The sequence below is a fragment of the Methanohalobium sp. genome (genome assembly GCF_046546175.1).
Taxonomy (GTDB): Archaea; Halobacteriota; Methanosarcinia; order Methanosarcinales; family Methanosarcinaceae; genus Methanohalobium.
Genome location: NZ_JBKGYF010000016.1, coordinates 14614 through 29684, shown reverse-complemented (window position 1 = coordinate 29684; position 15071 = coordinate 14614). Strand labels below are relative to the sequence as shown.

Annotated in this window: 13 protein-coding genes and 1 pseudogene; 8 read left to right on the top strand and 6 right to left on the bottom strand. The window is 39.0% G+C overall.

Features of this window, described 5'->3' with window-relative positions; translation table 11 throughout:
* Positions 1–313, top strand: a pseudogene (locus ACLFMM_RS03330) (prenyltransferase); the annotation flags it as partial.
* Here ACLFMM_RS03330 and ACLFMM_RS03325 read toward each other — a convergent pair.
* The 5 genes from ACLFMM_RS03325 to ACLFMM_RS03305 all read right to left on the bottom strand — a co-directional run bounded on the left by ACLFMM_RS03325 (position 291) and on the right by ACLFMM_RS03305 (position 6155).
* A complete protein-coding gene (locus tag ACLFMM_RS03325) occupies positions 291–1076 on the bottom strand; it encodes a helix-turn-helix transcriptional regulator (RefSeq protein ID WP_410807296.1) in 786 nt (261 codons plus the stop codon). The pseudogene ACLFMM_RS03330 and the gene ACLFMM_RS03325 overlap by 23 nt on opposite strands.
* A gap of 101 nt (positions 1077–1177) precedes the next feature.
* Complete coding sequence (gene purH / locus ACLFMM_RS03320) at positions 1178–2794, bottom strand: bifunctional phosphoribosylaminoimidazolecarboxamide formyltransferase/IMP cyclohydrolase (protein ID WP_410807295.1); 1617 nt, start codon at positions 2792–2794, stop codon at positions 1178–1180.
* 116 nt (positions 2795–2910) lie between these two features.
* Complete coding sequence (locus tag ACLFMM_RS03315; protein WP_410807294.1) at positions 2911–3345, bottom strand: tetratricopeptide repeat protein; 435 nt, start codon at positions 3343–3345, stop codon at positions 2911–2913.
* A gap of 49 nt (positions 3346–3394) precedes the next feature.
* The gene (locus ACLFMM_RS03310) at positions 3395–5335 is read right to left on the bottom strand and encodes a phosphoadenosine phosphosulfate reductase family protein (protein ID WP_410807293.1); all 1941 of its coding nucleotides are present in this window, start codon (positions 5333–5335) and stop codon (positions 3395–3397) included.
* 55 nt (positions 5336–5390) lie between these two features.
* Positions 5391–6155 carry a Dna2/Cas4 domain-containing protein gene (locus tag ACLFMM_RS03305; RefSeq protein ID WP_410807292.1) on the bottom strand — a complete coding sequence of 255 codons (765 nt, stop codon included), beginning with the start codon at positions 6153–6155 and terminating at the stop codon, positions 5391–5393.
* A gap of 179 nt (positions 6156–6334) precedes the next feature.
* Here ACLFMM_RS03305 and ACLFMM_RS03300 point away from each other — a divergent pair, with 179 nt between their 5' ends.
* Genes ACLFMM_RS03300 through cyaB form a run of 5 tightly spaced genes read left to right on the top strand, consistent with a single transcriptional unit; the run spans position 6335 to position 10283 of the window.
* The gene (locus ACLFMM_RS03300) at positions 6335–7075 is read left to right on the top strand and encodes a helix-turn-helix domain-containing protein (protein WP_410807291.1); all 741 of its coding nucleotides are present in this window, start codon (positions 6335–6337) and stop codon (positions 7073–7075) included.
* A 31-nt stretch (positions 7076–7106) separates the two neighbouring features.
* Positions 7107–8156 carry a hydroxymethylglutaryl-CoA synthase gene (locus ACLFMM_RS03295; RefSeq protein ID WP_410807290.1) on the top strand — a complete coding sequence of 350 codons (1050 nt, stop codon included), beginning with the start codon at positions 7107–7109 and terminating at the stop codon, positions 8154–8156.
* Positions 8157–8177: 21 nt separating this feature from the next.
* Positions 8178–9350 carry a thiolase domain-containing protein gene (locus ACLFMM_RS03290; protein WP_410807289.1) on the top strand — a complete coding sequence of 391 codons (1173 nt, stop codon included), beginning with the start codon at positions 8178–8180 and terminating at the stop codon, positions 9348–9350.
* A gap of 5 nt (positions 9351–9355) precedes the next feature.
* Positions 9356–9754, top strand: coding sequence for a Zn-ribbon domain-containing OB-fold protein (locus ACLFMM_RS03285; RefSeq protein ID WP_410807288.1), 399 nt, complete (start codon positions 9356–9358; stop codon positions 9752–9754).
* A complete protein-coding gene (gene cyaB / locus ACLFMM_RS03280) occupies positions 9747–10283 on the top strand; it encodes a class IV adenylate cyclase (protein WP_410807287.1) in 537 nt (178 codons plus the stop codon). The genes ACLFMM_RS03285 and cyaB overlap by 8 nt, the downstream gene beginning before the upstream one ends.
* 46 nt (positions 10284–10329) lie before the next feature.
* Here the strand turns inward: cyaB and metG are convergent, their stop codons facing one another.
* Entirely contained in the window at positions 10330–12369 is a 2040-nt protein-coding gene (metG, locus tag ACLFMM_RS03275) for a methionine--tRNA ligase (protein ID WP_410807286.1), read from the bottom strand.
* A gap of 151 nt (positions 12370–12520) precedes the next feature.
* On the opposite strand from metG, the gene sppA reads away from it, so the two are divergent.
* Together sppA and ACLFMM_RS03265 are read left to right on the top strand one after the other, a co-directional pair.
* The gene (gene sppA, locus ACLFMM_RS03270) at positions 12521–13654 is read left to right on the top strand and encodes a signal peptide peptidase SppA (protein WP_410807285.1); all 1134 of its coding nucleotides are present in this window, start codon (positions 12521–12523) and stop codon (positions 13652–13654) included.
* A gap of 76 nt (positions 13655–13730) precedes the next feature.
* Complete coding sequence (locus tag ACLFMM_RS03265; RefSeq protein ID WP_410807284.1) at positions 13731–15050, top strand: hypothetical protein; 1320 nt, start codon at positions 13731–13733, stop codon at positions 15048–15050.
* Positions 15051–15071 lie beyond the last annotated feature (21 nt).

Below are 15071 nucleotides of genomic sequence, written 5' to 3'. Positions count from 1 at the left end.
GAAAGGAGATGCAATAGCAGGAATCAAAACCCTCCCTTTGGCACTTGGGAAGAAAAATGCCAGAAATCTTTTACTGGGCATACAGATCGTATCCCATGCTCTACTGTTAATTGCTGTTGTATTGGGTTATATTGCTTTTGAACCAGTAATTTTGCTATATAGTTTCATAATAGGTATTTTATACATAACGGATTTTTCAACATCAACAGAAAATGAATCAAGGATTAGGCGGTTCAAGCGGTTGTTCATGATAGATGGTGAATCTACATCGATTGTCAGCCTGCGAGCTCTTACAGGGATTTTACTTCCCTAGCTTGGGTTTTGTAGTAATTAAAAAGGTCATCTCCCCATTTTAAGGCGGATTCGTCAAACCCAAGCAGGTCTTTATGGGGGTCAAATCTGCCGTTTTCAAAATACAGGGAAAGGGAGAAGAAATAATCGGTTACAACAAAAGCTAATTTAACATCATCCATTACATAAAGACTGGTATTATCAGAATTCAGATACGTCTGGATTTCTTTTCTATGTTCGTTTTTTACTTTTTCATATACGGGTTCTGTCAATATTAATGTTGTAGGAACATTGTTTTTTGCAAGCTTTTCAAAAAAAGGTGGATATGTGGGGATAAATATTGATGAAATTCCTTTTACAACTGTAGATTTGGAGATATTTTCTGTAAATTCTTTATGGGATTCGTAGATATGTTCAGATGTGTCCTCAAGTAGCTCGCAGTTTCCTAGGTCGCTTAATCTTTCCAAGAAATCTTCAGGTATATCTTCTAATGTGTGTTCTTTCCAGAAATCTTCATGCTTTTCAATTACATTGAGATAATCCAGTAATGGCTGCAGATATTTTGTTGCAATTTTTCCTATTGATGTGATATGGTACTTTTTGTTACCTTTACGAATTAAATTGGCTTCTTCCATCTCTTTAATACGCGGAGATATTTCAGGGGATGTCACACCAAAATAATTTTTAATTTCTGACAAGGATTTGGGTTCCTCAAGTAGTAAAAAAAGTAAATCTTTTCGTTTTTCAGAAAAGGTTAGAACACTCAATAATCCACTGGACTTCAAATTACCAACCTGCTGGTTTTTTTAAATATTTAATGTGATATTAATCATTTTATATATAAGGTTATATATAAAGATTGGTCATTCAGTAAGAATTAATAAACTTAATGCAAAAAGTGTCTCATACCGGTAAATACCAGTGACACTCCCAGTTTATTTGCTGTATCTATTACTTCATTGTCTCTTATTGACCCGCCTGGTGATAATATATACTTAATATTGTTTTCATGGGCATGGATAACACTGTCATCAAACGGGAAGAACGCATCAGATGCCATGACACAATTAGACATAATTTCTTTACAGTACTCATCAAAATCCATATCCGGGTTTTCGCGATCATAAATGACCTGCAGATTTTCATGTGCTTTTGTAGCAGCGAGTTTACGGATAGAATCAACACGGTTTGGCTGTCCTGCTCCCATTGCAAGCATCATATAACATCCATCCTTGTACTCATAGGCAAGGGTTACAGCATTGGATTTGGTACTTTTACAGGCGTTTATACAGAAATCTCCAAGAGGTTTTTTGTTTTCAGGGAACTGGGTTTCTGTCACACAATCCCATTTTTCATAAACACCGATATCTTTTGATTGTTTCAGCAGACCGCCGCTGATATATTTATAGGTGTAATCAATATTAGAATCTTCGTTAAATTTTGGAAGTTTAAGTAGCCGCAGTTTTTTGCTTTTATTTTTCAGATATTCAAGAGCATCTGGTTCATAATTCGGAGCCATTATAAGTTCAATAAATTTACCCTTCAGAAATTGGGCGGTTTCCAGATCAAACGTGGTGTTTGTACAGATAATACTACCAAAGGCAGATATCGGGTCTCCGTCCCAGGCAGCTTTAAGAGCATCAGTAAGATTATCCCCTGTAGCCAATCCACACGGATTATTGTGTTTGACAATAGAAACTGCCGGTTTTTCACCTCCTAATTGTCTTAATGTCTGTAATGCATTGTCCGCATCAACATAATTGTTATAGGAAAGAGCTTTACCATGCAGTTGTTTGGTATTAGCAAGAGATGGACCTGTAACATTCGGTTCTTTATAAAAGGTCGCATCTTGATGCCAATTTTCTCCATACCTAAGTTTGCGTCCATCGGTAAAGTTTAATCTGATGACCTCTTCATCAAGCAATGTTTTGCTAAGATATGTATCGATTGCACTGTCATAGTTTGCAGTATGTCTGAATGCTTTAACAGCCATATGTTTTTTGGTTTTATCTGATATAATACCACTTGAACGCAATTCTTTCAAAACTGTTCCATAATCATCCGGGTCACTGATAACTGTAACTGATTGATAATTTTTTGCAGCTGAACGCAGTAATGTCGGTCCACCGATGTCGATATATTCAATTGCCTCTTCAAGGTTGACTCCATCCTTTGAAACCGTTATTTCGAATGGATAGAGATTGACAACAACCATGTCTATAAGTTTGATATTTGCCATTTCGGCTTCTTCTAGGTGAGTAGAGTTTTCTCGAAGACATAACACTCCACCATGGATCATAGGGTGCAGGGTTTTTATCCTGCCTTCCATCATTTCAGGAAAATTGGTTATCTCGGAAACATCTGTAACTTCTATCCCGTTGTCCCGTAATATTCTTGCTGTACCGCCTGTGGAAATTATTTCTACACCAAATTTTGAAAGCTCATGCGCAAATTCTACTATACCATCCTTATCTGAAACGCTGAGCAATGCTCTCTTTACCAAAAAATCACCGTAAATCAGAAGTGAGTATAATGTATAAAGTTTCTGGTTAATATTTGATTAGGTAATTTTTTAAATGAAGCCAAAAAACCTATTAACATTAGAACGAGCTACTAACCTTATATTTTTGCTTCCAATGATTTTGCTTCTTCATAATGTTTTTTAGCTTCATCTGTTCTGCCCTGATTATCCAGTAAATTTGCATAATTGTAATGAGCTCTCAGATATTCAGGACTTAACTCAAGAGCCTTTCTGAAGTAATCTTCAGCTTTGTTTTGGTCTCCGAATGTAACTTCTATAAGGGCAGCGTTATGATATGACTGTGCTTTTTCATTCTCATCCAGACACTGAGTTGCTGCAAGGGCATATACATAAGCGGTTTCATAATTTTCATTTATCCTTTCTAGGATGGATAATTCCAGCAAATCAATGCCATCTATACCATTTTTACTTACAAATTGTATGGCTTCATTCACACAAGTGTCAGGGTCTTTTGACCGGATACAGGATTTGATTTTCTTTTGCAGCTCATCAATATTTTTATTTTCTGACATTTAATCAAGATAAATTTATAATAATACTCATAAATATATTTTTGGGTATTTATACTGTTATATCTTTGTATTTAACCACTGGACATACCCTAATACATGCACTGCAGTGCGTACAATTTTCTCCGATAACAGCAGTATTATTTTTGATTTTTATCGCATTATTTGGACAGTGACCAACACATACACCGCATCCTGTGCATTTGAGAGCTCTTCTAACCGAAAGTTCGGCTTTTAGCATCAATTTTTTGGACCTTTTCTGGTTTTTACCTCTGGATGTTATGTTTCCGGATGCGAAAACATGGACACTGTCCTTATTATTAAATATTGAAACTGCACCATCCATGTAGGAAACCCTGCCTACTGGAAGAAGCAGTCCCATGTTTTTAATGAGTTCCGTATTGATAGATGTTCCAAAGCTTCCTTCAGCAATTATACCACCTGATTTACAGGGATTGTATCCTGATGTCATGGTGAAGGTCAGTTTGTTTTGACTTTTTAAATTGGATTTTGGAACGGTATCAATACCCTTACGTTCAGCCATTTTTGCAATGTTGGGAGGAAGTTTTTTCCATCTCCAGAGACCGTATTTTACCCAGTCACTTGATAATCCCATACGTCTGGCATAGTCTTGCAGGTAATCTTTCAGATGTTTCTCCATTTCAGGATGTGTATATTTCAAACGCTCAAAATCTGCAAGTGAAGCAGAGGGGCACAGCCAACATCCGATTCTGTCAAATCCCTTCTCATACAGGGGGTTATAGGGTGCACAGGCCCTGAATATATACAACCATACATGCAGAGCAGTCCAGTTCTGAATAGGGGATGCAGCAATTTGGTTATTTACCCAGGGATTCCTCCAGACACTCTTACTTTTTGATCGGGTACCGGATTCATATTTTCGCTGTCCTATAAATGTAAGACATCCGTTTTCAAAATTGTTTTCTATCAACTTTGTAATAGGTCCCAGTTTACAGATTTTACAGCACCAGCGAGCTTCAATACTTGGTGGTCCGAAATCATCAATCGAATCCCAGAAAGCGTTGCCGGCACTTTCAGTTTTCAGTTCATGGTTGTATTTATGGGCGACAAGATACGTATTTTCAACAGTTTCTGGAAATTCAAGTCCTGTATCTGCAAACATAATGGTAAAATTATCCTGACATTCATTCACAAGTTGGAGTACAGCAAGACTGTCCTTACCACCTGAATATGAAACACTTACAGGTAGGTTGTAGGAAGATGAAACATTTTTAATGAAATTATGTGCACGCTCTATGTACTTATCCATGATATGTTTATTAGCTTCCAGAACATCATTCCAGTTTTGTACATCACCGTAATTCGAGGAATCTGAGGATTCATCAGAAGTTGGTAAATCGCACCAGCGTGTTTTTACGGATTCTCCCCTGGATGATTCAACCATTTCAGAACCACTCATTTTTGCACGGCCGGTAGCGACCACTTTACCTTCCGGGGTGAGAACAACAACTTCATCCCCTTTATGGATATCTGAGTCGGCGTCTATAATTCCTGGTGCCAGTGCATTTGCACTGTTAGCAATCGGTTTTACTGCACTCTCATCAATAATAACCCAGCTTTTCATATCGGATTTATCGGTCTGTTTGTACTGGAAAAGCCTACGCGCACCGCTGATTTTTAGAAGCAGCTTCCATTTCAAATCTTCTATCTCATATCGTATGTTTCCAATTACTTCACCGTCGATAACGATTTCTTCCATCCGGTCTTCAGACGGAATTTTGTTCAATAATACCACTTTTCCAGAAGAAACAAGGGGGGCATTGAATTGTTTCTCTGCAATTGAATTAATAAGGTCGATGTCGTATTCAAAGGCAGGTCTGATGTCTCCCGGGGGTGTAATTTCCAGTTTTTCAGTATTTGAACTACAACTGCATTCTTCTCCAAGAACCGGCGTATTACATGACCCACACCAGTAGAGCATTAATTTGCCAAGATATAGTGGTTTGGACATATGATGAGCAGTATAATATAATGCTTAAATAAATTGTGGACGGAACATGGCTAAATCAAAAGAATTTTGATGCCAGTGAATCTCTTATATTTGTATTACTGCACATTTTTGAAAAATTGCAGTGATTGCAGAGCTGGCTTTCCTTTTTATCAGGCATTACTCCTCTTTTTATCCTTTTAACCCGGTTTAATATTTTGAAAATCTGACGACGGTCGTTTGTCCTGATTTTAACCTTTCTTATCACAACGTATCTTGCATAAAGGACAAAACCTGAATCAACTGTACATCCATATTCTTTTTCTGCAAGGATTGTAAGGGCTGAAATATGTAATCGGTTGGTGTTCCAGACACCATTATCTGGATATTTACCGGTTTTTATTATAGTCTTTACAGGTGTCTCATTGACCAGTCCAAGTATATCAGGACTGCCGCTTAGTTTCAGTTTATCAGAATTTAAGATTGGTTCGGTTTTAAAAGGTGTGATGTGTTCAAGTAAATCATCTTTCTCATAATAAGAAATCGCTAAATTCAGATTGGAAGCGATAGTTCCGAGATGATTGTAGACAGTTGATCTGGTATTTTCTACAGATTCAGATGATGCATTTGTAAGTTTATTTGCGTAGATGTCTTCAAAATTTTCAGCCGCATCAAAAAATTCAGATTCCAGCAATCCAGAAATACCATCGTCTTTTGACGTATACTTTACAACTTCAGGATATGCAATTCTCAGCTCTTTAATCAACAGTTTTTCAATATAGGATGATGTTATTTCAGGAATCAGTTCATATCCGTGGTTTGCGAAATATACCTGCCTTGACACCGGGAATATAATATAAACTTGGATACATTTACAAACATTCGGTTTTGAGAGGACATATACCAATATTTTGTTTCAGGTGTATAAATAATTATGATTTAATAAAAACGCATCTAGTCGGCAATCAACGAACTCAAGTTCGTTAAATATATATACAGGCAAATGATTCTTAAGAGTAAATAATGGTCAAAAACGTATCCCATGAAAATGTCCGCCAGAGATTGTCCGAAAAGATGGCTGGTGAAATCACACTGTCAGAAAAGCCAGGAGAGGCGTTGAAGAAGTGGCGATTGAATTTTGAAGTAGCACAGACCGAACTCTCCAACTATCTTGGTGTATCACCTTCTGTGATTAGTGATTATGAAAGTGGTCGAAGGAAATCACCAGGTACGCTTATTGTGAGCAAAATCGTTGAAGCGCTTTTAAATATCGATGCTGAAAGAGGCGGTCAAAAAATTCATGCTTATGAAGGGATGCTGTACACAGAAACATCATCAAAAGCGGTTTATGCAACATATGAATATACCTACCCAATGCAACTTGCAAAGCTGGTAAAATCCATAGATGCTGATGTTATCAATAAAGGAGTAGAAAAACCACTCTACGGTTTTACGGTGATTGATAGCAAAAAAGCTATCCTTGAACTATCATCTCACGAATTCCAGAAACTATACGGATGGAGTACAGAACGTGCGATGATATTTACCAAAGTATCCACAGGTAAATCTCCAATGGTAGCCATTAAAGTTACTAATCTAAAACCCGGTGCAGTTGTAATTCATGGACTACGTAACAGCGAAGTAGACCCACTTGCAAGAAAAATGGCTGAAATTGACAGGATTCCGCTTCTTGCAACTACAATGGACCTTGACGAACTGGTGGATTCATTGAAAAAGTACAGCCAGTATCATATAATCGAATAATTGCTATTAATATAATTAAACAGGTGAAAAAATGAGTGTAGGCATTGTCTCGTATGGTTCCTATATACCAAGATATAGAATAAAAGTTGAAGATATAGCGCGTGTCTGGGGAGATGATGCAGATACCCTGAAGTCTGGATTAATGGTATCTGAAAAATCAGTACCAGACCTTGATGAAGATGCAGCAACAATTGCTGTGGAGGCTGCCAGGGCTGCAATTGCAAACGGAAATATAGATCCTGTTCGTATCGGTGCAGTGTATACAGGTTCGGAAAGTCACCCATATGCTGTCAAACCTACAAGTACCATAGTAGCAGAAGCCATCAGTGCCACACCTGTAATGACAGCAGCTGATTTTGAATTTGCTTGTAAAGCAGGAACTGCTACAGTCCAGAGCTGTATGGGTCTGACATCATCCGGTATGATTGACCTGGGAATGGGAATAGGTGCGGACGTATCCCAGGGAGCGCCCGGTGATGCACTGGAATACACAGCAGCAGCTGGAGGAGTTGCTTTTATCATGGGTAGTAAGGAATCAGAATCCATAGCAATCATTGAAGATACCTATTCCTTTACAACAGATACACCTGATTTTTGGAGGCGTGAAGGAAGCGAATTCCCACAGCATGGCGGTCGTTTTACAGGTGAACCCGGTTATTTCAAACACGTGACAGGTGCTGCAAAAGGTCTCATGGAAAAACTGGGTACAGGCCCTAAAGATTATGATTATGCAGTATTCCACCAGCCAAATGGTAAGTTCCCTACAAGAGTATCGAAAATGCTGGGATTCAGCAAAGAAAAAATAGAGCTCGGTATGGTGATAACCAAACTCGGTAATATATACTCAGGTTCCTGTATGATGGGAATAGCAGCTACCCTTGATCAGGCAAAACCGGGAGACAGAATTTTTGCTACAGCATTTGGTTCAGGTGCAGGTGCAGATGCTTTCAGTATAAGGGTCACAGACAGAATGGAAGAATTCCAGAAATATTCTCCAAAGGTCTGGAACCAGCTGAAAAATCCAGTATACATAGATTATGCAAAGTATTCAAAACACAAAGGCAAACTAAAACGTTCGTGATTGTAAAATGAGGGTATAAGTATGAGAGATGTTGCGATTATTGGTATAAAAAGTACAAAATTTGGAGAACTGTGGGATTATTCGTTCAGAGATATCTTTGTTGAAGCCGGTGTAGGGGCTATTAAGGATGCAGGAATCAGCGGAGAGGAAATAGACGGTCTGTATGTAGGAAACATGAGTGGCGGACAATTTGTGGATCAGGAACATATCGGGGCATTGATTGCTGATTATTCCGGTCTTTCAAGAAACTTGCATGTCCCATCCACAAGGGTAGAGGCAGCCTGTGCATCCGGTGGACTTGCTCTTCGGCAGGGAGTGATGGCAGTGGCATCAGGGTATCAGGATTTTGTGGTAGCAGCTGGTGTTGAAAAAATGACAGATGTGAACTCAGCAGCAGCATCTACTGCACTGGCAGCCGCATCAGACCGGGAGTGGGAAGGTATTATGGGTGCCACATTCCCAGGATTATATGCGATGATTGCCAGAATGCATATCCACAAATACGGTACTACAAGTAAACAGCTGGCAGAAGTTGCTGTAAAAAATCATCTAAATGGCTCCATGAATCCTATATCCCAGTACCAGAGGAAAATCAGCAGGGATGATGTGTTGAATTCCATCATGGTAGCAGACCCACTGCATATCTTCGATTGTTCACCAATAACAGATGGAGCGGCTGCACTAATCCTGGCACCTGCTGATGTTGCTCATGAATACACAGATAACCCTATATATATAAAAGCAAGCGCACAGGCAAGTGATACAATTGCGCTCCATGACCGGCGGGATATTACTACTTTGGATGCAACTGTTGCTGCGGGTAAAAGAGCCTATAAGATGGCAAATTTGAAACCCGAGGATATAGATGTTGCAGAAGTTCATGATTGCTTTACCATAGCAGAAATATGTGCCATCGAAGACCTTGGATTTGTAACTAAAGGTGAAGGTGGAAAATTCACAGAAGATGGTAATACAACAATCGATGGTCAAATACCAATCAATACCTCGGGCGGTTTGAAATCCTGCGGTCACCCTGTGGGAGCCACTGGTATTAAACAGGTAGTAGAAATCGTCCATCAGCTAAGAGGTAATGCAGGTAAACGGCAGATAGAAGGGGCTGAAATCGGATTGACCCATAATGTCGGAGGGTCAGGTGCAACTGCAGTTGTACACATACTATCGAATAAAAGGTGATATCAATGTCTGTTGTAAGATTCTGGAGAAATCAGATTAACAGGTACAATCTGGAAGGTACCCACTGTAACAATTGTGATGAATATTTCTATCCACCAAGGTCCATGTGTCCGACCTGCAGGCGTGAAGGACAACTGCAACCGCATAGATTCAAAGGTGTCGGAGAAGTTGTGACCTATACGATAATTCACAGTGCTGCAGAAGGTTTTGAAAACCAGACACCCTATCCTCTCGCTATAGTCAAACTGGATGAAGGAGCAAGTCTCACAACTCAGATAGTAGCAGAACCCGAAGAAATGTATATCGGGATGCGGGTAAAACCGGTTTTCAGAAAACTTGGTGAGAGCGGAGACAAAGGTATGATATACTACGGAACCAAATTTGCCCCTGATAAAAATGATTGAAGTAGAAGTAAAGGCACATACATACCTTGATTACACAAGGAATTTGCTCGAAGAACAGGGTGCTCGATTTGTTGAATCCGAGCACCATTTTGACAGCTATTATAATGCTCCTCATCGAGATTTTGCTCATACGGATGAGGCACTCAGAATACGCTCAAGGGACGGAAAAGCGTTCCTTACCTACAAGGGTAAAAAGAAAGACAGTATATCCAAAACCCGTGAAGAATTCGAAACACCTGTAGACCCTGAAAGCATGCGCAATATTTTGTTATCGCTTGGGTTCAGAGAATACGGAGTTGTTGAAAAAGAAAGGGATGTTTATAAACTGGATGATTTTGTTATAGCTCTTGATTCGGTTGAAAAACTCGGTGAATTTATTGAGGTTGAATTGGGAGCAGAATCAGAATCAGAATCAGAAATCGAGCAAAAGAGCAAACGTATTTTTGAATTCCTGAACAAACTGGGTATTGGTAGAGAAGAATCCATAAGAAAATCCTATCTGGAACTGATGATGGAAAAAAAAGGTTAAGTTTAAATTTGTAAGGGAAAGGGAATAATCTCCCTTTGACTTAACTTTAGCCTATTTTTGTTCCGGGTACTACCTTTTTTTCCGGTGTTAATAACACTGCACCGTTATCTTCCCCTGCAAGAATCATCCCCCTGGATTCCACACCACATAGTTTGGCAGGTTCCATATTTGCAAGGACAACTACTTGAGACCCGATAATTGCTGATGGTTCGTGGGTTTTTGCAATCCCGGCAACCACCTGTCTTGGATCATCTTCGCCAAGGTCGACTTCCAGACGCAGTAATTTATTGGATTTTTCCACCTTTTCTGCATTGACAATTTTCCCAACTCTGATATCCATTTTTGAAAAATCATCAAAACTTATGTTTTCTTTGGTTTCCATTTTATCTTCTCTAAGTCCTTTTTTCCTTTCTTTTTCTTGGGCTTTTTTAACCCTGTCAGATGAAATTTTTTCCATTTTCTCGATTTTTTCATCTTCAATTTTCTTGAACAAAATGCTGGGTTTTGGCAATTTAGTGTTCCCCTCAACGAGCTTTGTGGCGTCACAGTATCTGGCTGTATGAACGTCACGAGTCATGCCAATCTGTCCCCATGCATCTTCCATTTTTTCAGGAAGCACAGGTTCAAACAGGATAACAAGAGCCTTGGCAATCTGGATGCAATTAGCAATTACTCTACCGCATTCGTCTTTATCTTCTTTAATCAATCTCCAGGGCTCATTGGACTGGAAATAGGTGTTTCCATAGGATGCAAGGGAAAGTGCAGTATCAATGGCTTTTTTAAACTCATAATTCTCCATTGCTTCTTTGTACTCATCGATTGTATACCGGATATTATCCAGAACCTCGGATTCGATGTCATCTTCGGGTATATGTCCAAAGTTCTTGTAGGCAAACAGCAGCGACCTGTACAGAAAATTACCGAAAACTCCGACAAGTTCGGAATTGATTTTTTCCTGGAAGAACGGCCAGGAGAAATTCAGTTCCTTGGTATGGGATGTATAGGTAGCAAGATAATATCTCAGCATGTCTGGATGGAATCCCTGGTTCAGATAATCCTCTTCAACCCAGACAACATATCCTCTGCTTTTGGAGAACGTCTTGTTTTCAATCTTGAGCATTCCTGAAGCAACAACTGACCACGGCTGGGTGTATTCTGCACCTTTCAGCATGGAAGGCCAGAAAATGCAGTGGTGGTAGATTATGTCACCACCGATAAAATGAACAATCCGGGAATCCCCTTTCCAGATTTTTTCCCAGTTTTCATTGTTGGCGTTTGCCCACTCTTCTGTAAAGGAAATATATCCGATTGGAGCATCCACCCAGACATAAACAACCAGATCATCACGTCCAGGGAATTTCACTCCCCACTCCAGGTTCCTTGTGATACACCAGTCGTCAAGACCTTTTTTCACCCATCCCATGGCATAATTCCTTGCATTTGATGTACCTTCAAGGTTTTTCAGATAGTTCTGGAGGAAATTCTGGAACTGGGAGAGTTTGAAAAAGTAGTGTTCCTGTTCTTTATATTCGGCACAATCTCCACAGAGAGTGCAAACAGGTTTTTCAAGTTCACCGGGTTCAAGGTGTTTACCACAACCCTGATCGCATTCATCTCCTCTGGCTACTTCTCCACAGTGAGGGCATCTACCCTTAACATACCTATCAGGAAGGTGTCGGTCACATACCGGACAATAGGCGATTTCAATAGTTTTTGAGTAGACGTATTCATTCTTAATAAGTTTGTTTACAATCGCATGGGTACGATTGTGATTGGTGGCATCATCTGTGGTTCCAAAGGCATCAAAATAAATATTCATTGATTTGAATATATCATCGAAGTGTTTGTGATATGTTTTAATAAGTTCTTCAGGTGTGGTGTTGTATTCCTCAGCATTGAATACAATTGGTGTACCGTGAGTATCCGAACCACATACAAAGGTTACATCCTGTCCATGTTTTTTCAGGGCTCTTACATAGATATCAGCAGGTATGTATGTACGCAGATGTCCTATGTGCGCTTTACCGTTGGCATAGGGCAGTCCACAGGTAACTAGTACAGGTTTATCGGTTGGAAATTTTGACATATTTTCTCCCGTGAATTATTAATTTATTGATTTATATCGAATGAGATACAACTATAAAATATATTTCGCTTGCAACAAATGAAATAATGTTTTGAAGGGAAGGTTTTTAATCTTACGTCAATTATATTGTAAACAATATAAGAGGCATTAAATGAATTCCGGCGATAAATACCGCAGTTTACAGGGTCAAAATGAAAATGAACCTGAAAATATATCCCGTTTTGATGATTCAAGCACCTTTTTTAATTATGGGTCAGATACTTCAAATTGTATCCACTATACCCAGGAATCAGGTTCAGTGGATGAAAAAACTGTGTATACCTCTGGTGCAGATTTGGATAAGAAAACATACACCAGAACAAAAGGGCGAAAACGTCAGTATTTGGCGATATTTCTCTTATTGATTACTGTTATTGGTGCAAGCTTTGCAGTGATTGCCTATACCTTTGATGGTGACCTGTACTCAACGAATGACAAGGTTGCAGTGATACATGTTCAGGGAACGATTATCACAGGTAGTATCCCGGGGGGTATCGAGTATGCCACTTCTGAGGACGTATCTAGCAGTATTAGAAAAGCCACAAACAGAAACGATGTAAAATCTATTGTCCTTCGAATAAACAGTCCTGGTGGTTCTCCGTCTGCTGCAGAGGAAATATCCAGAGAAATTGAAAGGGCAAAGGATAAGGGAATACCTGTTGTAGTGTCCATGGGCGATGTGGCAACCAGTGCTGCTTATTATATCTCGGCACCTGCAGATGTTATAATGGCAAACCCATCGACAATGACCGGAAGTATCGGAGTTGTCTGGACATTCCAGAACAAGTCCGAATTTTATAATGATGAAGGAATTGAGCATGAGGTTATCAAGTCGGGTGAATTCAAGGATATGGGTGCTCCGTGGAGAGGTTTAACAGAAGATGAGGAAGAATATGCCAATGAAGTTGTGCAGGAGATATACAGCAATTTTGTTGACCATGTATCAGGTGAACGTGATTTGAACCGTAGTATTGTTGAAGGCATATCAGATGGACGAATCTATACCGGAATAAGAGCAAAAGAACTTGGATTGGTAGATAAGTTTGGAAACCTTTATGAGTCTATAAATCTTGCAGCAGAACTAGGAGATATTAAAGGTGAACCGGATGTTGTTTATATGAACAAACCAAGCACTTCTAGGTTGTTATTTAGTTCAGAATCCAAATCCGATGCAATCAATCAATCTCAATCCGATTTTGCAGGGTACTATGAAAACAATCCGTATGGAAAGATTGAAGCAAAATAACGTAAGGTATCAGGGGGAAAGTATTATCCATTTGTTCCAATCTTTCCTTTTTTGATATCTGATATATTCTTTTTAAATGAATGCAGCAGTGATAAAATTGAAGTTTTTAAAAAAATTGTTCGGGATGAAGGAAAAGGGAAATGAGATACAGGAAAGACCGGAAAAAATCACATTGAGTCTGGATGACCTGCCTGAATGGGTAAAATCCGAACCAAGTGAATCATTCAGTGAACTGAAACCCTATATAAAGCAGAAATACACTGAAATTGAGGCATCCCTTGATAACCTTAGGAAGGATAAGGAAAAACTGGAAAACGCTGAAATAAAAAATCAGGGAGTTCCAAGGGCAGTCCAATCCAACAAAGAAAACTTTGTGAAAAATCTTAATATTATACTGGACAAAATAGCAATACCTCAAGATACTGATCCTTTGGCAGCGTATCAGTTTTGTTTGGATGCAATGTCAACTCTGAATACCTGCGTGGATAACAGTATCAGAAGTCAGCAATATATCAAACCGATATTACCTGAAATCTTTAAAAATCTTTCAAGTGACCTCTCTGGGATAAATACATCTCTTTCTGAACTCAGGGATAGGATTAGCAAGGTTAAGGACAAACTGGATGTATACAAAAATCTACCTGATAAAATTGAAGAGGCTAATCAGTTACATCAGGAGATAGAGGATAAAAACAAATCAATTCGGGACCTTGAAGATAAATACGAATCAACAAACATTAATCTTTCAGACGCAAAATCCCGCCTTGAAACTCTGAAAGAAAGTGAAAATTATCTGAAAGCTGGGGAACTGGAGGGTGAAATCCAGAATCTGAATGCTGAAATATCAAATATTGATTCTGAGTTGAAGGATTTATTTGCACCCTTATCCAAAGCCATGTTCAGGATGGAGAAACAGGACAAAAGCGGCAGACATACCCTCTCCTCCGAAACCAGAGAGATAGTTGAAAAAATAAACAATAACGAGGTTCATCTGTTGGCTGAAAATCGTGTTGTTTCGTTTCTAACTGATACGAAAAAACGTGTTGAAGATGGGTCACTTGGTCTCAAACAGAGGAAGATGAACAATACCCTTGAACAAATCAATTACCTGCTTGAGTCTGATGCGTTTTCTTCCCTTGTTGGAAGGAGGAAATCATATTTGTCTCAGTTAGAAGAACTTGAGGGGAAATTAAATGAACTAACTGTTTATAAAGAAAAATCCCAGCTGGAAAAACAGATATCCGGTTATCAAAGCACATTGGAGTCTACCCAGAACGAGCTTGACAGCGAAAGGAAACATCTTGAAGAGCTGGAACAGAGAAAGGATAACCTAATTGGGAAATTGCAGTCAGAACTGAATTATGTGTTTGATAAAGATATCGAAATCAAATCTTAAAATAAGGTTGTAGATAAAAAT

Excerpts from the sequence above, each read along its gene's own strand:
- sppA (WP_410807285.1), top strand. The coding sequence starts at position 12,521 with ATGAATTCCGGCGATAAATACCGCAGTTTACAGGGTCAAAATGAAAAT.
- ACLFMM_RS03290 (WP_410807289.1), top strand. The coding sequence starts at position 8,178 with ATGAGAGATGTTGCGATTATTGGTATAAAAAGTACAAAATTTGGAGAA.
- ACLFMM_RS03315 (WP_410807294.1), bottom strand. The coding sequence starts at position 3,345 with ATGTCAGAAAATAAAAATATTGATGAGCTGCAAAAGAAAATCAAATCC.
- cyaB (WP_410807287.1), top strand. The coding sequence starts at position 9,747 with ATGATTGAAGTAGAAGTAAAGGCACATACATACCTTGATTACACAAGG.
- ACLFMM_RS03285 (WP_410807288.1), top strand. The coding sequence starts at position 9,356 with ATGTCTGTTGTAAGATTCTGGAGAAATCAGATTAACAGGTACAATCTG.
- ACLFMM_RS03310 (WP_410807293.1), bottom strand. The coding sequence starts at position 5,335 with ATGTCCAAACCACTATATCTTGGCAAATTAATGCTCTACTGGTGTGGG.
- metG (WP_410807286.1), bottom strand. The coding sequence starts at position 12,369 with ATGTCAAAATTTCCAACCGATAAACCTGTACTAGTTACCTGTGGACTG.
- ACLFMM_RS03295 (WP_410807290.1), top strand. The coding sequence starts at position 7,107 with ATGAGTGTAGGCATTGTCTCGTATGGTTCCTATATACCAAGATATAGA.
- ACLFMM_RS03300 (WP_410807291.1), top strand. The coding sequence starts at position 6,335 with ATGGTCAAAAACGTATCCCATGAAAATGTCCGCCAGAGATTGTCCGAA.
- ACLFMM_RS03265 (WP_410807284.1), top strand. The coding sequence starts at position 13,731 with ATGAATGCAGCAGTGATAAAATTGAAGTTTTTAAAAAAATTGTTCGGG.